This window comes from Rhodoferax sp. PAMC 29310 (assembly GCF_017948265.1).
Lineage (GTDB): Bacteria > Pseudomonadota > Gammaproteobacteria > Burkholderiales > Burkholderiaceae_C > Rhodoferax.
In genome coordinates this window covers 197,517-216,763 of the sequence record NZ_CP072852.1, presented here as the reverse complement: position 1 = coordinate 216,763, position 19,247 = coordinate 197,517, and the positions used below count along the sequence as shown (strand labels likewise).

The window sequence follows — 19,247 nt, the reverse complement described above, 5'->3', positions numbered from 1 at the left end:
TGTCACGCGCTGGCCTTTGACTTCACCACAGCGGTCACTTGGGAGGTGATGCGGTAACCAGCACCACGCACAGTTTCAATCATGAGGCTGGCTGTCGCACCAAGCGCTTCGCGCAGCCGCTTGACATGAACATCAACCGTTCTTTCCTCGATAAAGACATGGTCACCCCAGACCTTGTCCAGCAACTGCGCGCGGCTGTGAACCCGTTCGGCATGCGTCATCAAGTAGTGAAGCAATTTGAACTCTGTGGGACCCAACTTCAGCGCCTCGTCCCCGTAGGTGACCCGGTAGGTTGAGGCGTCCAGCGACAGTGCGCCTACCGCTACTACACCACCGACTTGCTCTGGCGCTCTGCGGCGCAACACGGCGCGCACGCGGGCCAGCAGCTCTTTGGTGGAGAACGGTTTGGCAATGTAATCGTCTGCCCCAGCGTCCAAACCCGAAACGCGGTCTTGCTCGTCCCCACGTGCGGTCAACATGATGATAGGGACGTCTTTCGTCCGCGAATGGGCTCTCCACCGCTTGGCCAGAACCAGTCCACTCTCTCCCGGCAGCATCCAATCCAAAAGTATGACATCAGGCAGAACGGCATCCAGCTCAATTTGGGCAGAGGCACTGTCCATGGCCCAAGTGGGGCAAAATCCGTTGTGACGCAGGTTGACAGCGATAAGCTCAGCAATCGCGGGCTCGTCCTCCACAATCAACACACGGGGTTGCTGCCTCATTTCACGACCGACTCAATTTCTTCAATGGAGGTGTGGCGCACATCCGCACCTTTGACTACGTAAATAATGAACTCGGCGATGTTCTTGGAGTGGTCGCCAATGCGCTCAATGGCTTTGGCCAAAAAGAGCAAATCCAGACTCGGCGAAATCATGCGCGGGTCTTCCATCATGTAGGTGATAAGCTTGCGCACGAAGCCGTCAAACTCCTTGTCAATCAGGTCATCTTCTTTCAAGATGGACACGGCAGCCGCCGTATCAAGCCGGGCAAAGGCGTCCAGCGCCTTACGCAGCAATCCGGACGCCATGTCCGCCGCCACTCGCAACTCCAGCGAGGGCAACGACCGGGGCGCACCACTGCTGATGATGGAGCGCACCATGCGTGCAATCTTCTCGGCTTCATCGCCCACCCGTTCTAGATTGGCAGTTGTTTTTGAAATTGCGATCAACAAGCGCAGGTCGCGGGCGGTAGGTTGACGCCTGGCAATAATGCTGGACAGCTCCCGGTCAATTTCCACCTCCATGGCATTCACGCGAGCCTCATCGGCCGTCACCTGGTTCGCCACTTCCAGATTGAACTGGGACAAAGCGTAAATCGCCTGGCGAATCTGTAATTCGACCAAGCCGCCAAGCTCCATGACTCGACCAGAGACAGCGCTGAGCTCGCTGTCAAACTGGGTGGAAATATGTTTATCAGGCATGTTGTCTCCTTAGCCAAAACGGCCGGTAATGTAATCTTCTGTTTCTTTGCGTGTCGGCTTGAAGAACATTTGCTCGGTTGAGCCAAACTCCATCAAATCACCCAGGTACATATAGGCGGTGTAGTCGCTGCAACGAGCAGCCTGCTGCATGTTGTGCGTCACGATCACCACCGTGTAATCACTCTTGAGCTCGGTGATCAACTCTTCCACCTTGGCCGTCGAGATAGGGTCGAGCGCCGAGCAGGGCTCGTCGAGCAGGAGCACCTCAGGTTTGATCGCAATGCCCCGTGCGATACACAAACGTTGCTGTTGCCCACCCGACAGACTGGACCCGCTTTGATTCAGCTTGTCTTTGACCTCGGTCCACAAGGCCGCTTTGCGCAAAGCCCACTCCACACGCTCTTCCATATCGGTCGTATTGAGTGACTCAAACAGTTTGACGCCAAACGCAATGTTGTCGTAAATCGACATCGGGAAAGGGGTTGGCTTTTGGAAAACCATGCCAACTTTGGCACGCAGCAAGGCCACGTCTTTCTTGCTGGTCAGCAGGTTCTCGCCGTCCAGCAAAACTTCACCCTCCGCGCGCTGCTCTGGATACAGCTCAAACATCCGGTTAAAAATACGCAGCAATGTGGACTTGCCGCAACCAGACGGGCCAATGAAGGCCGTTACCTTTTTCTCAGGAATCTCAAGGTTGATATTTTTCAGCGCGTGGAATTTGCCGTAATAAAAATCAAGGTTTTTGACCGAAATTTTGGTTCGTTCCTCAATCGCAGCAACAGTAGCAGTAATCATGTTTGCCAATTCTCTCGTGTACGCCACCAGGGGCTCAGTTTTTGTTGCGGGTCAAAACCCGAGCCAGAATATTCAAACCCAACACCGCGATGGTGATGAGCAGCACACCCGCCCAAGCCAGTTTCTGCCAGTTCTCGTAGGGGCTCATTGCAAACTTGAAAATCGTCACCGGAAGGCTCGCCATCGGTTCGCTCAGACTTGATGTCCAGAACTGATTGCTCAACGCTGTGAACAACAGTGGCGCAGTCTCTCCTGCGATTCGGGCAACTCCCAGTAGTACACCCGTCACAACACCGGCGCGAGCCGCTCGCAGGGTAATGCTCAGCACGACCTTCCACTTCGGAGCGCCAAGGGCATAAGCTGCCTCTCGCAACCCCGACGGCACAAGCTGGAGCATGTTCTCAGTGGTCCGGATCACCACAGGAATCACAATGATGGCCAACGCCACGACGCCAGCGTAGCCAGAAAACGATTTAAATCGCGAAACAACAACCGCGTAAACAAACAGTCCAATGACAATGGAAGGCGCAGACAACAAGATGTCATTGACAAAACGCGTGACGTTGGCCAACCAACCCTTGGTGTCGAACTCAGCCAGATAAATGCCAGCCATGATCCCAATGGGAGTTCCGACAAACGTGGCCAGAGCCACCATCAGGAACGAGCCATAAATGGCATTCGCCAAGCCTCCTGCGTCGTTGGGCGGAGGTGTCATTTGGGTCAATGTGTCCATCGTCAGACCACTGAGGCCCAGCCGAATGGTCTCAAACAAAATCCAGAACAACCAAAACAATCCAAACGCCATCGCCGCCAAAGACAGCGTCAAGGCCACGCGGTTGACGAGCTTGCGTCTGGCGTAATTGCTTTGGCGATCTCGCTCCAAGGCAGCAGCCTGGTGCAGCATTTCACTGGTGGTCATGTCTTGGCGCCCTCTTTCTTCTTAAGTTGCGCAAGCAATAATTTGGACAGGGTGAGAATCACAAAGGTAATAAAAAAGAGCACCAAGCCAAGGTACATGAGTGCCGCTTGATGGAGGCCCTCGCCTGCTTCGGCAAACTCATTGGCCAATGCTGAAGTGATGCTATTGGCTGCCTGAAACAGGCTCAAGGAGTCAAGCTGGTTGAAGTTACCAATGACAAAGGTCACCGCCATGGTCTCGCCAATGGCTCGTCCCAAACCAAGCATGATGCCGCCAATGACACCGGCCTTGGTGTAAGGAAGAACCACCTTTGAGACGACCTCCCAAGTAGTGGCACCTAGACCATAGGCTGACTCTTTGAGTAGTGTGGGCGTCACCTCAAAGACGTCCCGCATGACGGCCGCAATAAACGGGATGATCATGATCGCCAAAATGATGCCCGCAGAGAGAATACCGATGCCAACAGGGGGGCCGGAGAAAAAGGCCCCGAGGTAGGGCACATCCGAAAACATGGCCTGCAAGGGCTGCTGAACATAGGTAGCCAATATGGGACCAAAGACCAACAGGCCCCACATGCCGTACACGATAGAAGGTATCGCCGCGAGCAATTCAATGGCCGTCCCCAGGGGGCGCTTCAGCCATGCCGGAGACAGCTCAGTCAGAAACAACGCGATGCCAAAACTCACCGGAACGGCAATCAGCAAGGCAATAAATGAGGTGGCCAAAGTGCCATAAATCATGACAAGCCCGCCAAACTCCTCTTGAACGGGGTCCCAGGTCGTGCTGGTCAGAAATCCCAAGCCGTATTTCTCGATAGCTGGCCAGGCACTGTTGGTCAAGGAAGCCAGGATGGCGATCAGTACACACAAGGTGAATAGCGCCGCACCTTTGGCCAGCCAGCCAAAGATGCGGTCAGCCATGGGCCCGGATCGGGCCGCTTTCATAGGAGAGGGATTGGTCATGACAGGTCCGGGAGATCTTGCAGACATGGATAAAGGCATTTCACTGGCCGGAAGTGTAGTTGACACCTTTGACTCCTATGAACGAACAAACCGAAGACTTACTTCAATGCCACCGGCTTGCCGGATTCGTCTTTTACTTGACCCCAGGCTTTCTCAATCACGCTAACCACGCTGTCAGGCATAGGCACGTAGTCCAGATCGGCTGCAATTTTGTCGCCGCTTTTGAACGCCCACGTGAAGAACTTGAAAGTTTCCGTCGCGGCTTCTGGCTTGGTTTGCTTGAGGTTCATCAAGATAAAAGTCGCCGTTGTGATGGGCCATGCATTCTTGCCAGGCTGGTCAGTGATCAGCTGATAAAACGATTTTGACCAATCAGCGCCCGCTGCAGCGGCCTTGAACGACTCGTCGTCAGGCGACACAAACAGACCGTCCCGATTTTTCAGTAACGTGTAAGTCATTTTGTTTTGCTTGACGTACGAGTACTCGACATAACCAATCGAGTTGGGCAGGCGACTGACAAAAGCGGCGACACCTTCATTGCCCTTGCCACCTGCACCCACTGGCCAATTCACGGCTGTGCCCTCACCCACTTTCGACTTCCACTCAGTATGGACGCGGCTCAGGTAATTGGTAAAGTTAAACGTTGTTCCCGATCCATCGGCACGGCGAACTGGGGCGATCGCCGCGTCTGGCAGAGCCAAACCAGGATTCAATGCCACGATGGCAGCATCATTCCACTTGGTAATCTTGCCCAGGTAAATGTCACCCAGCACTTGACCGTCAAGCTTCATTTGACCGGGAGCAATACCTTTGACGTTGATCACGGGCACGGTGCCACCGATCAAGGTGGGGAACTGCATCTGGCCCTTCTTGGCCAACACCTCGTCAGTCTGAGGCATGTCCGAAGCACCGAAATCCACCGTGCCCGAGTCAATTTGCTTGATGCCGGCACCAGATCCTACGGATTGGTAGTTCACTCGAACGCCGGTCGCTTTGTTGTAGTCAGCGGCCCACTTGGAATAGACAGGGGCCGGGAAGCTGGCACCCGCACCGGTGATCTGCTGGGCATGAGCCACGCTCGAAGCTGCAATGAGGGCGACACCAGCCAAGCTGATCAAAGACATTTTGGAATTGATTTTCATCGAGAGACCTTTTAAGTTGAGGAGAAGGTAATTTCGGTAGCGGTATTCACTATAAGACGCTGATATGACACTACTGTGACACAAAGCCGCCGTTGACACATTGCCTTCGCCTGCACGAGCCTTTGGTCGAACCGTCATGAAATTGACATGAGCACGGTCTACTCTGAGCCTTTTCCTGAGCCCAACTTAAGGGAGTCCAAATTGAGCTCAATTCATGATGAAGCATATGGCGAGAGGTTGGCGCAGGACCTGTCCGACGCCTACGAGGAAGAGCTTGAACTGGAGTTTGAGGATCGAAACATGGACGAGATAACGCTCAGTCCAGTAGAACTGCACTCCAGTGAGTACCGGGTCATTCGTCAGCAGTACTTTCGGGAACTGTTTCGCATGCAAGCTGAATTGGTCAAGCTGCAAGACTGGGTGGTCAAAACAGGCCACAAGGTAGTCGTTCTCTTTGAGGGCCGGGACGCGGCGGGCAAAGGTGGCGTGATCAAGCGCATTAACCAGCGGCTCAACCCCCGAGTTTGCCGCGTGGCCGCCCTTCCCGCACCCAACACCCGGGAGCAAAGTCAATGGTATTTCCAGCGCTACGTGGCGCACTTGCCTGGCGCGGGCGAAATTGTGTTGTTTGACCGCAGTTGGTACAAGCGCGCTGGCGTAGAGCGGGTCATGGGCTTTTGCACTGACGATCAGTACGACGAGTTTTTCAGATCGGTCCCTGAATTTGAAAAAATGCTGGTTCGCTCAGACATCCAGTTGATCAAGTACTGGTTTTCCATCTCGGACGAGGAGCAGCACCTGCGATTTATGGGCCGCATTCACGACCCACTGAAGCAATGGAAACTCAGCCCAATGAACCTGGAGTCCGGGCGCCGCTGGGAGGACTACACCAAAGCCAAGGAAGTGATGCTGGAACGCACCCACATTCCGGAAGCACCTTGGTGGGTGGTCCAGGCCGTGGACAAGAAAAAGGCCCGCCTGAACTGCATTCATCATCTGCTTGGCCGAGGGTGTAAGAAGTTTTGTGTAAACGGTTATTTGGCAGGAAACTGCTGTCTTGCATGGAGCCGAGATGACCGTAGAGATGAAACCCTTACCCGCCGAGCTGATTGACGCCCTGTTGGCCGACTACAAAAAGCCCGAAGACCTGATTGGCCAGAATGGCCTCTTGACGCAGCTCACCAAAGCCTTGGTCGAGCGAGCTTTGCAAGCCGAATTGACCGGCCACCTGGGTCACGGCAAGAACCAGTTGGTTGCCAATGAAGCGGGCAACACCCGCAACGGGTGCAGCAAGAAAACGCTCAAAGGCGATTTTGGCCAGCTACCCATAGAAATCCCCCGTGACCGCGCCGGCACCTTCGAGCCCCAACTGATTGGCAAACACCAGACCCGCTGGAGCGGCTTTGACGACAAGATACTGTCGCTGTATGCCCGAGGCATGACGGTACGCGAGATTCAAGGCCATCTGCAGGAGATGTACGGCGCCGAAGTGTCTCCTACCCTGATTTCATCCGTGACCGACGCCGTCATGGACGAGGTCAAAGCCTGGCAGTCGCGCCCCTTGGAGGCGCTGTACCCCATCGTCTACATGGACTGCATTCACGTCAAGGTGCGCGACAACGGTACTGTGCGGGTCAAGGCCCTGTACTTGGCCATTGGCGTCAACCTGGACGGCCTCAAAGAGGTACTGGGCCTGTGGATGGCCCAAACCGAAGGGGCCAAGTTCTGGCTGCAGGTGGTGACTGAACTGAAGAACCGGGGCGTGGCTGACATCTTTATCGCCTGCGTAGATGGGCTCAAAGGTTTCCCTGACGCCATTGAGGCAGTCTTCCCCAAGGCGACGGTGCAGCTTTGCATTGTTCACATGGTGCGTCACAGCCTGAACTTCGTGGGGTGGAAACAGCGCAAGGAAGTCGCCGCGGATTTGCGGCTGATTTACGCTGCGCCCACTGAATCCGAAGCTGAGCGACAACTCACGGCATTCGAGGTCAAATGGGACGATTCCTTCGCTCCGATTGGGCGCTCCTGGCGGCGCAACTGGACACGCTTGATACCGTTCTTTGAATACCCGCCAGACATCCGAAAAGTGATTTACACGACCAACGCCATTGAGTCCGTGAACATGAGCCTGCGCAAAATAACCAAGACCCGCGGCTCGTTCCCAACTGAGGACGCAGTGTTCAAGCTGTTCTATCTGGCACTGAACAACATCAGCCAGAAATGGACGATGCCGATTCGGGATTGGAAGGCTGCTCTGAACCGCTTTACCATTCAGTTTGACGAGCGCATGCCGCGCGTCTAACTTAACCGCCGTTTACACAAAATTCGGGACACCCTCGCTTGGCCAGATACCCTACGGCGAAACCGAGCACCCGACCATAGTCCTCCCCACACGCGAACGCCATGACAACTATGTGCGTCAGGCCGTTGCTGAGGAACTTTTGGTGCCCACTGTCTATTGACCGTCTCTTTCGCAGGCGAGGAGTTGGACGACCCTGCCGAAAACGGCACTACCCTTTGCCGTCATACAGGTCGAATCCTTGCCTGCACCAACTAAAAACAACAAATTACGACACCTATGATCTTTTCAGACAACGAAAGCCGCCGCACCGTTCTGCGCAGTGCCATTGGCCTGGCCGCTGGCGCCGTCGCCCCCCTTTGGGCACAAACTAAAAAGGGAGGCAATCCGTCAGACCCATTGATCGTGGCCCAAATTGTGGACAACAGCGCCGATCAACTCGACGTTTCCCGCGACTTTTTGATTGGCTCTCGTACCGCCTGGCGGGAAGTCAACATCAAGGGTGGAATCAAGGGCCGCCCGGTGCAGCACTTGACGCTGGATGTCGACAGCACCGCTGCCAGCATGCAATCGGCCGTTGAGTCCATCCAAAACACCCCCCAGTGCGTTGCGCTTTGCGGCACCGCGAGTGACCGAGCGGCCGTCCGGTTGGTCGCTTTGATGCAAAAAGAAAAGCTGGAAATAGCCCACGTGGCACCTTGGCTGCAAAGTTCAGATATCGTCTTGGACGACATCACTTTTCCGATTTTTGCGTTTCGTCAGGACCAAATTTCACAAGCGATGAAGTCATTGGCCGTGATGGGCGTCCCTGAAATCGGGGTCGTCTATGCGACCAAACACGAGCATGAACAAAACCAGCGCGACGTTGAGCAAGCAGCTACCGCGTTGAACATCACCATCAAACCCGTCAAACTAACCCGCGATCTGGCCTCCATGGGACAAGGGCTGCCCGCAAGCACGCCGCGGATCTTGCTATTTGTAGGGGGAACCCCTGAGCTGGTTCAGTTTCTGGGAGGTGCTGACCAGCAAGCGCGGCGCCACTATGTGGTGGCCCTTGCCAATGTGAATCTCCAGACCATGATGCAAATGGGCGCCACTAGGCGCACGCCCGTCATGGCCACCCAGGTTGTCCCCATGGTCAATTCACCGATGGCCATCGTCAAGTCCTATCGGGAAGCACTCATTCGGCTTTTTGACGAACCGCCCACCCCTCAAAGTTTGGCTGGCTATATTTCAGCGCAATACACCGCTCAGATACTCAACCGCACTGAGGGCTTGCCTACACGCCAAACCGCCCTCGCCGCCTTTCGCAAGCGCGCCAGCATTGACCTAGGGGGCTTTCATGTGAGTTTTCAGGACAAGCGACGCACCAGCAACTACGTCACGCAAAGCATGATCACGCCGGATGGTCGGCTGATTGGATGATGGCCGCAAGCCCTCGGTTACCCCGCGCGACCAATGCTATGCTGAGCGTTGCAATACAGGTACATACAAAAATATGACGAATGGAACCCGCCTGGCGGCAGTTGACTTGGGATCAAACAGCTTCCGGCTTGAAATCGGCCGCGTTGACCACGGGCAGTTTTACCGTACCGAGTATTTGAAGGAAACCGTTCGCCAAGGCGGTGGCCTAGATGAGGACCGCAACCTCACGCCGGAGGCCATGCGGCGCGGTTGGGATTGTCTGGCTCGATTTGGCGAGCGCCTGTCGGGATTTGGCGTAGGCCAGGTGCGTGCAGTTGCCACTCAGACTCTGCGCGAAGCCCGAAATCGGGACGAATTCCTGGGACGTGCCAACGAAGCGCTTGGTTTTCCCATCAACATTATTTCGGGCCGTGAAGAGGCCCGCCTGATTTACCTGGGTGTCGCCGAAGCCCTGCCTCAAAGTGACGAGCGACGCTTGGTAATCGACATTGGAGGACGTTCCACGGAACTGATTCTGGGACAAGGTCACTCACCCAAGGTCATGGAATCCTATCGCGTAGGCAGCATTGCATGGTCGACACGTTATTTCCCGGATCAGCAATTCACGCCGCACTCCTTTCAAATGGCTGAGATCGCGGCCAAGGCGGTGCTGGACGAGGCGCTAAACGTCTACCGACGCGACACCTGGGACGTGGCCTACGGGTCTGCGGGCACGGTGAATGCCGTGGGCGACGTGCTGGTGGCATCGGGTTGGCCTGCTGGCTCCATCTCCCGGGACGGCCTGGATTGGCTGCTTGGCAAACTGCTTACCGCCCAAAGCGCTGACCGGCTGCGACTTCCCGGCATGAAAGACGACCGGCGCCCGATCATCGGTGGCGGCCTGAGCATTGTTCGGGCGCTCTTCGACTTGTTGCAGATCGACCAGTTGGAACATGCCACGGGAGGCTTGCGCCATGGCCTTTTGTATGACTTGAACGGCGGTGAAAAGGGCCAGACCGATGTCAGAGCCCAATCCATTCAGCGTCTGGCATCCAAATTTGGCACCGACCGCGCCCATGGAGAGCGAGTTGCCAAGGCCGCGGACCATTTCCTGGGGTTTTTGTTGGAAGAAGCCCCTTCTCCAGGCTCCGTATTTGCCGAAATCCCAAGGCAAACACTGGGCTGGGCCGCCCTGCTCCATGAAATCGGCAGCCATGTCTCTCACAGCGATCACCAGAAGCACGGCGCCTACATCTTGAGCCACGCCGATGCAATGGGGTTTTCAATTTCTGAACTTCAGGGGCTCAGCATGTTGGTCTTGGGGCAAAAAGGCAAACTGAAAAAGCTCGCGCTTGACTTCGAGGATGAAGGCCTGATGCACCAGTTGCTGGCCTTACGTCTGGGCGTCGCCGTCTGCCACGCCCGACGTGACCCGGACATCACCGGTTTGAGCCTATCCATCGACCGAACTGCCCCGAGGCGCTTCAACCTCACTTACCCAGCCTCATGGGCCGAATCATTTCCTCAGTCGGCTTATCTGCTGAGAGAAGAAGCAGTGGCGTGGCAACGTACGCCCTGGGCATTGACAGTTACGCAACGCTAACCGCTGAAGGGTCGCGTACCAGCAGACCCTGCCCCCGCGTTTTTGCGTCGTGTTTCGCGCGGGCGGCCTCGGAGGCAACTTGCTCTGCGTTGCCAAACAAGCTAGGAGTCACTTTCACCGCTCCAATGGAAATCGTCGTCAACGGGAAAAACCGCTGCACACCGTGGCGGTCCTCGCCGGCAATGCCACCCACCTCGCGGGCCGAAAAATAAACAGATCCACCGCCGCCAAGGCAAACTCATCGACGATGCGCTGGCACTGTAACTCCCAATCGGCGCTTTGGTAGAGGATGATGAAATCATCTCCACCCACATGGCCGACAAAGTCCCTCAAAGGGTCACAGTGCGCCTGCGTCAGGCGGGCCACGAGGCGGATCATTTCGTCGCCTCGCCAATAACCATACTGATCGTTAAAGGGCTTGAAATTGTTCAAGTCGGCATAGCACGCCACAAACGATGTATTCGCGGTCAACAGCCGATCAATGTGCTGACTAATTGGAATGTTGCCGGGCAAAAACGTCAAGGGGTTGGCATGGCGTGCAGCCTCAATCCGCGTCTCCATGACAGAGCGAACCAATTGATCTCCCGTGCCCAGTCCCGCGTAACGGCCATTTTCTGTGACGATAAACCCGTCGGCCAAATAACGCTGGTCGGTGGAGGTCAAAATGCCAATTAATTCATCGACATTGTGGTTTCTCTCAATCAGTCGAGGGGCGGCATTGATATGCACCGCACAGGACTTTGCGCCACACACCTCGCGGTAATAGAGCTTGGTGTACTCGTTCAAAAAACGCGCTCTGTTGATGATGCCAACCGGGCGACTTTGATCCACCACGGCCACTGCGTGAAGGTCGGGCTGGCCCAAAAATATCGCTGCCAATGCATCGTTGGTGGTGTTCGACTCCACGGCCGGGGCGGCTACCGCAGAGATTTGTTTGAGTTGGCCCGACGTTGCGCTGCGCCGCAGCTCCGGGTAAATGGAAACGCGGCGGTCGCTGATTGTGGTCTGAGCGGCGGTGGCTATTTCAGCCACCGGAGCGATCGCGGGGCGACCCAGAAAGTAGCACTGCCCGTAGGCAATTCCTAGGTCCCTCAGCACGCGCAGGTCATCCTCTGTTTCGATGCCCTCGGCCACCAGGGCCGTGTCAAAAATTGCCGCAATCTGCTGCAGCGCTTGAATGGTTTTCAATTTATCGGCGTGGCGGCTGATGTCTTTGGTGAAGTACTTGTCGATTTTCACAAACTCAGGTTTGAGTTGTGACCAAAGGCGAAGGCTGGAACGCCCGTCACCAAAATCATCCAGCGCCAAAGAAACGCCAGTAGTCCGAATTTGGCTGACGACGTCAGCCAGGCAATCCATGTCACTCACCCGTTCGTGCTCGGTAATTTCAAGCACCAGCAACCTAGGCAACACACCAAAGCGCTGAATCATGTGCAGCAGACACTCCACCCCCATTGCGTCATGACCTGCACCAGCACTTCTGCACTAATATTCACAAACAGCCGCCCGGGCTCCTGCAAAGCACCCCAGCGCGCCAACGCTACCGACACGCACTGGCTTTCAAACTCAAAGTTAAGTTTTTCTCTGGCCGCCGCCGCCAAAAGCGCATCGGGAGAATGAAGTGTCGTTCCCTGAGGTCCACGGATCAGTGACTCATGGGCATAAACAGCACCATCCGACAGCGCCACAATGGGCTGAAAAACAGGGTAGAGCCCGTGGCCATGCATAAGGCGCCCCAATGTGCCCAACCCTCGTTGCAAGACACCAGAACGCATCATGGTCAAAACAGACGGCGCACATTCCGAGCCCAGCTGAGTTAGAAACCGCGATGAGGGTATCAAATGCCGCGATTCGACCGGGTTTTCCAACGAAAGTTGATTCATATTTTTCTAATTCAAATAGCAATTATTTTATGAATTGGCAGTGACAAGCTTGTGACAAACAGGGGTAAACCCGTAGCCACCTGAGTCAGGCTGCAACTGAAAAACCACCAACCCAAAGGTGGCAAAAGTAAACCTGCAGGCACGTTCAGAAGCGGCACAAGCAGGCTTTGTACCGCTACAAACGCAAAAAAGCCCGCCGAGGCGGGCCTTTGGCCGTTCAGTGGCGTCTGTTGTTTAATGCAACGGCACACCTGTTTTTGCTTGCAACTCTTCACGCGTCACATCCGGCGCGATTTCCACCACTTTCAAGCCGTGGGGGGTCACATCCAGCACCGCCAAGTCAGTGATGATGCGGTCCACCACGCCCACGCCCGTCAATGGCAGAGTGCAACTGGGCAGAATTTTCAGGTCAATGGTGCCGTCCTTTTTCTTGGCCACATGCTCCATCAGTACAACGACGCTTTTGACGCCGGCAACCAGATCCATTGCGCCGCCCATTCCCTTTACCATCTTGCCCGGGATCATCCAGTTGGCCAGATCCCCCTTCTCGCTCACCTGCATGGCGCCCAGAATGCTCAAATTGATCTTGCCGCCGCGAATCATGGCAAAGCTGTCGTGGCTGCCGAAAATGCTGGACCCCGGTAATGTGGTTACGGTTTGTTTACCCGCATTGATCAAATCGGCGTCCACCTCGTCTTCGGTGGGAAAAGGGCCAATGCCAAGCATGCCGTTCTCGCTTTGCAGCCAGACTTCAATGTCAGGATTCACAAAATTGGCTACCAGCGTGGGCAAGCCAATGCCGAGGTTGACGTAAAAACCGTCTTGCAATTCTTTGGCCGCAATGGTGGCCATTTGGTCGTGTGTCCAAGCCATGATCAAACTCCTGCTTTCTCGGTGAGGGTGCGTTTTTCGATGCGTTTTTCCGGGGTCGCATTCAGCACAATGCGGTGCACATAAATACCGGGTAAATGCACGGAATCGGGGTCAAAGGTGCCGGTTTCAACAATCTCCTCGACCTCTACCACGGTGATCTTGCCTGCCATCGCCACAGCGGGATTGAAGTTGCGGGCCGTGCGGCGGAACAGCAAGTTGCCACTTTTGTCCGCTTTCCAAGCCTTGACCAGGGAAACTGCAGGCAACAGCGCATGTTCCATGATGTAGGTGTGACCGTCAAACTCACGCGCCTCCTTGCCCTCGGCCACCAGCGTGCCCACCCCGGTTCGGGTGTAAAAAGCGGGAATGCCAGCACCGCCAGCCCGAAGCTTTTCAGCCAGCGTGCCTTGTGGGGTGAATTCCAGCTGCAATTCGCCGGCCAGGTACTGACGCTCGAACTCTTTGTTCTCGCCCACGTAGCTGGAGATCATCTTCTTGATTTGACGCGTTTCCAGCAACTTGCCCAAACCAAAACCGTCCACGCCCGCATTGTTGGAGACAACGGTGAGGTCTTTGACACCCGTGTCGCGCAAAGCGTCAATCAGGGCTTCGGGAATGCCGCACAGGCCAAAGCCGCCAACGGCCATCAGTTGGCCGTCTTTGACAATGCCGTCCAGCGCAGCGGCGGCGCTTGGGTAAATCTTGTTCACGGGTCAATCTCCTAATTTTGGATAACGAAGAAACAATGCGCTTACGATACTACCTAACCACTTACGTAGTATCTCGTAAAGTACAAACCCTTACCCCGCCCCACACCCTTTCAGAACCCAATCGCCCTATGGACATTGACTACCGACTTGCCTTTGAATTCGCTCCCATTGGCATGGCGCTGTCTCGGAACCGGGCCATGGTCGACTGCAACCGCCACTTGTGCGAGATGTTTGGGGTGTCTCGGGAGTTGCTGGTGGGTGAGTCATTTCAAGTGCTCTACCCCAGCGCCGTTGAGTTTGAGCGAACAGGAGCGCGCATTGCGCCGATTCTGAATCAACACGGGACCTATGCGGACGATCGAATTATGAAACGCGCCAGTGGGGAGACCTTTTGGTGCCATGTGACAGGCCGGGCCCTGAACCCCATTGCGCCGCATGAGGCGGGTATCTGGACATTTGAGGATTTGAGTTCGCGTCGCCCGGTCAAGGCGGAACTGACGGCGAGAGAAAGGGAGGTTGCCGCCCATCTGATGGATGGACTCACCTCCAAGGAAATTGGTCGGGCTTTAAGCATCAGCCACCGCACGGTTGAAATCTACCGTGCCCGGCTGATGCGAAAGTACAAAGCCTCCAACGCCGGTGACTTGGTTCACAAGCTGATGGCTGGTTGACCTCTATTGCTCCTAAAAAAATAGCTTCTTACGCATACCCTATAGGGGCTCGATGCCAATTTCATTCATAAATATCAGGGACGAACAACAACCTCGTCACGGACCATCTTGACGCCTTTGGTATCGTGGGCGATCTGGTGCGCCGTGTTTTTCTCGTCATTGCTCTTGGCAAAGCCAGACAACAACACTGTTCCGTTCAATGTTTCCACACTGATGGCGCTGGCGGCAACGACTTTGCTTTCCACAAACTTGGCTTTCACCGCAGCGGTGATGGCGGCATCGTCCACATAGGCTCCCACGGTTTGTTGGCCTCGTGTCACCGCGCAACCAGTGGCAGTCAACAAAACAACAGCAGTCATGGCAGCGGCAAGGGTATTTCGAATCATCATAAGAATCCTCCTGTTAAAAAATTGACAGCGTGGGCGAGCAATGATCATCACCACTCGATCACCAAACTGGCAATCCCGTGTGAAACCTGTCCACCCAGTTTTTTATATTACACCCCTTTAGATTCATATGCTGTGTCGACGCCAAGCGCGCCAGAAACTGCGCGTCCAACGCAGGCCCCGGTAAGATGGTTGTGTATGGTCGATCCCGCCAAGCCCTGTGCAACGGCCCCACCCCGACCCGGCCAAACCGGCCCCGCTCTGCATTCCTTGCAGCCTGCAACTACCGCAAAGGACACTCGCCATGAAGCCCCTCTCTCGCTGGTTGATTCCAATTCTCGCTCTCCTCGGCCTCGCCGCGGTGGCTTACTTTTGGTGGCAAAGCCAAACGCCACCGCTCACCCCCATCCCACCTGGCCAAGCCGTGGTTGCAAGCCCAGTGGCGCCCACAACCACGCCGGCCGCGCCCGAGCCCACACCAATGCCGACTCCTGTCGGCCCGCAGTACCCCATCGAAGCGCTTCAGACGGAAATCGCTGCATCCCAACCCGAGCCCTTGCCACCCTTGGCGAACGCCGACGCGCCTATCAAAGACGCGCTGCTAGAGTGGCTGGGTCGCCCTTCCGTGCTCACTTTTTTGCAGGTGGACGGGTTTGTGCGCCGCGTCGTTGTGACGGTAGACAACCTGTCACGGGGCCACGCCGCAGCCCGCTTGTGGCCAGTGGTACCTACGGCGGATCGCTTTCAGGTGACCCAGCAAGGTGACACGACAGTGCTGGCTGAGAGCAACGCGGCGCGTTACCGCCCGTTCGTGCAGTTTGCCAGTGGCCTCAACACCGCCAAAGCAGCCACGTTTTATGCCAAGTGGTATCCGCTGTTTCAATCTGCCTACGAGGAGCTGGGCTACCCCGGCAAATATTTCAATGACCGGTTGGTTCAGGTCATTGACCAAATGCTGGCCACGCCGGAGCTCAACGGGCCAGTGAAGCTGGTACTGACCGAGGTCAAAGGCTCGGTGCCCACCATACGACCGTGGGTACGGTATGAATACGCCGATGCCGCGTTGGAGGCCCGCCCCGCCGGGCAAAAAATGTTGATGCGCATGGGCACTGAAAACTCACGTGTTTTGAAGGCCAAACTCAAAGAATTTCGCCAGTTGATCGGACCTCGGACCGCCCCGTAACGCGATCGTCAGGCCGTGGGCGGTGCATCCACCACTTCGGCGGCCGTGCGAAAAGCTTCGGCCACGGCCGGCACTCCGCAGTAAACGGCAGCATGAAGCAGTAGCTCCTGCAGCTCAGCTGGGGTGACTCCGTTGTTCAAGGCGCCTCGCACATGGCCCTTGAGTTCATGTTGCTTGCCCAGCGCCACCAGCATGGCGACGGTGATCAGGCTGCGGGTTTTCAGGTCCAAGCCGTCGCGCTGCCAAACGTCGCCCCAGGCGTTGCGGGTGATGTGTTGTTGTAGCGGTGCGGTGAACTCGGTGGCTCGGCCAAAAGCCGCAGCCACAAAATCTTCACCCATGACCTGTTTTCGGGTGGCCAAGCCTTTGTCAAATTGGGAATCCATGGTGGAGTTTTTCTGCCAATTGGCGTTGATAAAGACCCCAAGGATAATGGCAAGCATTCCCCTTAACTGTCTGGAGACACCATGAGCCGTTACCCCAACCCCGAACTCAAAGACCTGCCGGACGACATTCGCGCCAAAGTGCTGGAAGTGCAGGACAAAGCAGGGTTTGTGCCCACCGTGTTTCTGGCGCTGGCCCGCCGCCCCGCCGAGTGGCGTGCCTTCTTTGCTTACCACGACGCCTTGATGCTCAAAGAGAACTCTGGCCTAAGCAAGGGCGACCGGGAAATGATCGTCACCACTACCAGCGCAGCCAACAAATGCCTTTACTGTGTGGTCGCCCATGGCGCGATTTTGCGAATCTATGAAAAGAAGCCGCTGGTCGCAGACCAGGTGGCCGTCAATTACCGCAATGCCGACATCACGCCCCGTCAAAAAGCCATGCTGGACTTTGCGATGAAGGTCTGCCTGCAATCTAACGAGATTGGTGACGCCGACTTCACCGCCCTGCAGGCCCACGGCTTCAGCGACGAAGACGCGTGGGACATTGCCGCCATCACGGCGTTCTTTGGGCTCAGCAACCGCATGGCCTCCTTCAGCAATATGCTGCCCAACCCCGAGTTCTACCTGATGGGCAGAACACCCAAGGTTAAATAACGCTATTTAAAATATAGCAACTCCCGCTCTGTAGACGGGGAGTAGAGGCCAATTTCTCTCGAAAATCAACTCACCAGCGTGCGCACCCAGTCCGGCAAGGTGGCAGCCTTCTGAGTGGGAAAATCCACCCAGATGGTGGTTGCACCGCCGGCAGCAGAAATGACGCCGGGCTGGTCCAGCCGCTCAATCGTCGTCCAAGTCTCAAAAGTGGTGCGGCCCGGGTCGCTCACATACATCTTTAGCAGCAAGTCGCCTGGGTACTCCAGCTGCTTGTAAAAGTTGCAAAACGCATTCACTATCACCGGCCCTTCGCCCTGTGGGGTGGGCGTGCAGCCGATGGCTTGCAACCACTCAATACGGCAGGTCTCCAGGTAGCGAAAGTAGACGGCGTTATTAACATGCCCCATGGCGTCCATGTCGCCCCAGCGAATGGCAATGCGGGCGTCGTGCACCCACTTCTTTTGCTCAGGTAATGCGATTTTCATGCTCGTTTCCTTGGTAACACGGGTTGGCGGCTGACCCGGCGCGGGCTGGGCCAGCACCAGGGATATTGAGGGTTGGCAAACACCTCCATCACCAGCAGCGGCGCACCACAACGAGTGAACACCGAGCGGCGAACTGGCAGTGCCCCTGCGGCCACGGTTTGCCCGGTGGCCTGGCGCCAGGCCTTCTCAACGTCCTGCCCCAGCCGGCTCGCCGGGGGCAGGTTGGCAAACTCCAGCGGCGCACGATCGATTCCCTTGCGCTTGAACAAAACGTCGGCTAGGGGTCGTGTGCCCAAGCCCCGAATCGAGCGCCAAGGGCCCACCGAATGCGCATGAGCCGTGACGCTGCGGGCAAACACCACCGGCAGGCCGTCCACACTCAGTACCACCTCCCGCACATAGCCGGGTCGCCGTCCGGGCAAGCCCAGCGCGCGTGCTTCATCAGGGTGCAAGTGCTGCATCCCCTGGTCAAGCACCCGCACCGTGAACGAGGCGCCGTGCTGCGCCAAGCGGGCGCTGAGCGAGCCTGATGCACCCAACCACCGACGAACCCGCCGCTCGAACCCGTTGTGAGTCGACCAAATCGTCATCGGTGTGCCCTGATCGAGGCCAAAATTCCCAGAGTGAACAACACCGCTGCCAGCAGCTGCAAGCCGCCCGGCCAGGCGCCGTCCCACACAAAGGAATAAAACAGCGCAAACAAGGTCTCACTCACGATCAATTGACCGCACAAACTGGCACTCAGGCGCTGGCTGGCGACATTCCACAAAATACTGGCCGCCCATCCAGAGCCAACGCCCGTTGCTATGCAAACCATAGCAACTAGCGCACCATCATCAAGTGCCAGCAGCTCATTCGGCGAAGATCCAGCGGCCAACCAAAGCAGCAAAGCGCCCACGCCCGTGGCGATGCCGACCCAGTTGGCCCACTCAGAGGCACGAATTTCGGGGTGGCGTTTCAGCCAAGCCGCGTTAAGAATGGCAAACACCGTCCAGCTCACGATGGCGGCGCTGGCCAACGCGACGCCCCACCAAAAACTGTTCCCCGAGGCCTGCGCGGCGCCCAGCTCAGAACGCGCGGCCATCACCATGAGCAAGAGTCCCGCCGCCGTCAGGGCCACACCGGGCAGCAAGGTGGACCACTTCAAGCCGGCCGGCTTGCCAAAAAAAATTACCCACAGTGGAATGGTGCCAATGATCAGCGTGGGCACCTCAGTGCCCGCCCGGTGAATGGCCAGCGACAGCAGCAAGTAGTAAGCCGTGGCGCCCAGCACACTCATGCCCAAAGCTGTCATCGCCTGGCGCAACGTGGGCAAGGTATGTGACCGCCAGGTGATCGCCATGACCAAAGCCGCCATGGCGCCGAAACTGAGAAATCGCCCGGGCGTCATGCGCGGAACGACGAAAACGAGTCCCCACAGAGCCCCAGAGGCGAGGCCCGCCAAGATACCTGTCAGCATCGTGTTGTCG

22 protein-coding genes are annotated in these 19,247 nt (G+C 56.5%); 7 read left to right on the top strand and 15 right to left on the bottom strand.

The window, feature by feature from the left end; genetic code table 11:
- Positions 1–2: 2 nt before the first annotated feature.
- The 6 genes from phoB to pstS form a co-directional block, all read right to left on the bottom strand.
- A complete protein-coding gene (gene phoB, locus J8G15_RS01060; protein ID WP_210545377.1) occupies positions 3–725 on the bottom strand; it encodes a phosphate regulon transcriptional regulator PhoB in 723 nt (240 codons plus the stop codon).
- Complete coding sequence (gene phoU, locus J8G15_RS01055; RefSeq protein ID WP_210545375.1) at positions 722–1,423, bottom strand: phosphate signaling complex protein PhoU; 702 nt, start codon at positions 1,421–1,423, stop codon at positions 722–724. Before phoU ends, phoB begins: the two co-directional genes overlap by 4 nt.
- Positions 1,424–1,432: 9 nt before the next feature.
- Positions 1,433–2,218 (bottom strand): phosphate ABC transporter ATP-binding protein PstB, encoded by a 786-nt coding sequence (gene pstB, locus J8G15_RS01050; RefSeq protein WP_210545373.1) that lies wholly within the window; start codon positions 2,216–2,218, stop codon positions 1,433–1,435.
- A 34-nt stretch (positions 2,219–2,252) separates the two neighbouring features.
- Positions 2,253–3,137, bottom strand: coding sequence for a phosphate ABC transporter permease PstA (pstA, locus tag J8G15_RS01045; protein WP_210545372.1), 885 nt, complete (start codon positions 3,135–3,137; stop codon positions 2,253–2,255).
- Positions 3,134–4,099, bottom strand: a complete 966-nt coding sequence (pstC, locus tag J8G15_RS01040; RefSeq protein WP_370627467.1) for a phosphate ABC transporter permease subunit PstC — start codon at positions 4,097–4,099, stop codon at positions 3,134–3,136. Before pstC ends, pstA begins: the two co-directional genes overlap by 4 nt.
- Positions 4,100–4,197: 98 nt before the next feature.
- On the bottom strand, positions 4,198–5,223 hold the full coding sequence (pstS, locus tag J8G15_RS01035; RefSeq protein ID WP_370627532.1) for a phosphate ABC transporter substrate-binding protein PstS: 1,026 nt from the start codon (positions 5,221–5,223) through the stop codon (positions 4,198–4,200).
- A 228-nt stretch (positions 5,224–5,451) separates the two neighbouring features.
- On the opposite strand from pstS, the gene ppk2 reads away from it, so the two are divergent.
- The 4 genes from ppk2 to ppx all read left to right on the top strand — a co-directional run bounded on the left by ppk2 (position 5,452) and on the right by ppx (position 10,547).
- Positions 5,452–6,354: a polyphosphate kinase 2 gene (gene ppk2 / locus J8G15_RS01030; protein ID WP_240538524.1), complete on the top strand. Its 903-nt coding sequence runs from the start codon at positions 5,452–5,454 to the stop codon at positions 6,352–6,354.
- Positions 6,314–7,543 carry an IS256 family transposase gene (locus J8G15_RS01025; protein ID WP_210544748.1) on the top strand — a complete coding sequence of 410 codons (1,230 nt, stop codon included), beginning with the start codon at positions 6,314–6,316 and terminating at the stop codon, positions 7,541–7,543. Before ppk2 ends, J8G15_RS01025 begins: the two co-directional genes overlap by 41 nt.
- Positions 7,544–7,819: 276 nt before the next feature.
- Complete coding sequence (locus tag J8G15_RS01020) at positions 7,820–8,965, top strand: ABC transporter substrate-binding protein (RefSeq protein WP_210545367.1); 1,146 nt, start codon at positions 7,820–7,822, stop codon at positions 8,963–8,965.
- Between the two features lie 73 nt (positions 8,966–9,038).
- Positions 9,039–10,547 (top strand): exopolyphosphatase, encoded by a 1,509-nt coding sequence (gene ppx, locus J8G15_RS01015; protein ID WP_210545365.1) that lies wholly within the window; start codon positions 9,039–9,041, stop codon positions 10,545–10,547.
- 138 nt (positions 10,548–10,685) lie between these two features.
- On the opposite strand, the gene J8G15_RS21800 is transcribed toward ppx, so the two are convergent.
- The 4 genes from J8G15_RS21800 to J8G15_RS01000 form a co-directional block, all read right to left on the bottom strand.
- Positions 10,686–11,978 (bottom strand): phosphodiesterase, encoded by a 1,293-nt coding sequence (locus tag J8G15_RS21800; RefSeq protein ID WP_255555737.1) that lies wholly within the window; start codon positions 11,976–11,978, stop codon positions 10,686–10,688.
- A complete protein-coding gene (locus tag J8G15_RS21795) occupies positions 11,975–12,325 on the bottom strand; it encodes an EAL domain-containing protein (protein WP_255555736.1) in 351 nt (116 codons plus the stop codon). Before J8G15_RS21795 ends, J8G15_RS21800 begins: the two co-directional genes overlap by 4 nt.
- Positions 12,326–12,664: 339 nt before the next feature.
- The gene (locus J8G15_RS01005) at positions 12,665–13,303 is read right to left on the bottom strand and encodes a 3-oxoacid CoA-transferase subunit B (protein WP_210545363.1); all 639 of its coding nucleotides are present in this window, start codon (positions 13,301–13,303) and stop codon (positions 12,665–12,667) included.
- Between the two features lie 2 nt (positions 13,304–13,305).
- The gene (locus J8G15_RS01000; RefSeq protein ID WP_210545361.1) at positions 13,306–14,013 is read right to left on the bottom strand and encodes a CoA transferase subunit A; all 708 of its coding nucleotides are present in this window, start codon (positions 14,011–14,013) and stop codon (positions 13,306–13,308) included.
- Positions 14,014–14,141: 128 nt separating this feature from the next.
- Here J8G15_RS01000 and J8G15_RS00995 point away from each other — a divergent pair, with 128 nt between their 5' ends.
- Entirely contained in the window at positions 14,142–14,684 is a 543-nt protein-coding gene (locus J8G15_RS00995) for a PAS and helix-turn-helix domain-containing protein (protein ID WP_210545360.1), read from the top strand.
- A 74-nt stretch (positions 14,685–14,758) separates the two neighbouring features.
- Here the strand turns inward: J8G15_RS00995 and J8G15_RS00990 are convergent, their stop codons facing one another.
- Positions 14,759–15,073, bottom strand: coding sequence for a BON domain-containing protein (locus J8G15_RS00990; RefSeq protein ID WP_210545358.1), 315 nt, complete (start codon positions 15,071–15,073; stop codon positions 14,759–14,761).
- A gap of 301 nt (positions 15,074–15,374) precedes the next feature.
- On the opposite strand from J8G15_RS00990, the gene J8G15_RS00985 reads away from it, so the two are divergent.
- The gene (locus tag J8G15_RS00985; protein WP_210545356.1) at positions 15,375–16,253 is read left to right on the top strand and encodes a DUF3014 domain-containing protein; all 879 of its coding nucleotides are present in this window, start codon (positions 15,375–15,377) and stop codon (positions 16,251–16,253) included.
- An 8-nt stretch (positions 16,254–16,261) separates the two neighbouring features.
- Here J8G15_RS00985 and J8G15_RS00980 read toward each other — a convergent pair whose 3' ends face one another.
- The gene (locus J8G15_RS00980) at positions 16,262–16,639 is read right to left on the bottom strand and encodes a carboxymuconolactone decarboxylase family protein (RefSeq protein ID WP_210545355.1); all 378 of its coding nucleotides are present in this window, start codon (positions 16,637–16,639) and stop codon (positions 16,262–16,264) included.
- Between the two features lie 81 nt (positions 16,640–16,720).
- On the opposite strand from J8G15_RS00980, the gene J8G15_RS00975 reads away from it, so the two are divergent.
- Positions 16,721–17,293, top strand: coding sequence for a peroxidase-related enzyme (locus J8G15_RS00975; protein WP_210545353.1), 573 nt, complete (start codon positions 16,721–16,723; stop codon positions 17,291–17,293).
- 65 nt (positions 17,294–17,358) lie between these two features.
- On the opposite strand, the gene J8G15_RS00970 is transcribed toward J8G15_RS00975, so the two are convergent.
- The 3 genes from J8G15_RS00970 to J8G15_RS00960 are packed head-to-tail and all read right to left on the bottom strand — an operon-like array spanning position 17,359 to position 19,237.
- Positions 17,359–17,778: a thioesterase family protein gene (locus J8G15_RS00970; RefSeq protein WP_210545351.1), complete on the bottom strand. Its 420-nt coding sequence runs from the start codon at positions 17,776–17,778 to the stop codon at positions 17,359–17,361.
- A complete protein-coding gene (locus tag J8G15_RS00965) occupies positions 17,775–18,368 on the bottom strand; it encodes a chorismate lyase (RefSeq protein WP_210545349.1) in 594 nt (197 codons plus the stop codon). The genes J8G15_RS00970 and J8G15_RS00965 overlap by 4 nt, the downstream gene beginning before the upstream one ends.
- A complete protein-coding gene (locus J8G15_RS00960) occupies positions 18,365–19,237 on the bottom strand; it encodes a DMT family transporter (protein WP_210545347.1) in 873 nt (290 codons plus the stop codon). Before J8G15_RS00960 ends, J8G15_RS00965 begins: the two co-directional genes overlap by 4 nt.
- Positions 19,238–19,247 lie beyond the last annotated feature (10 nt).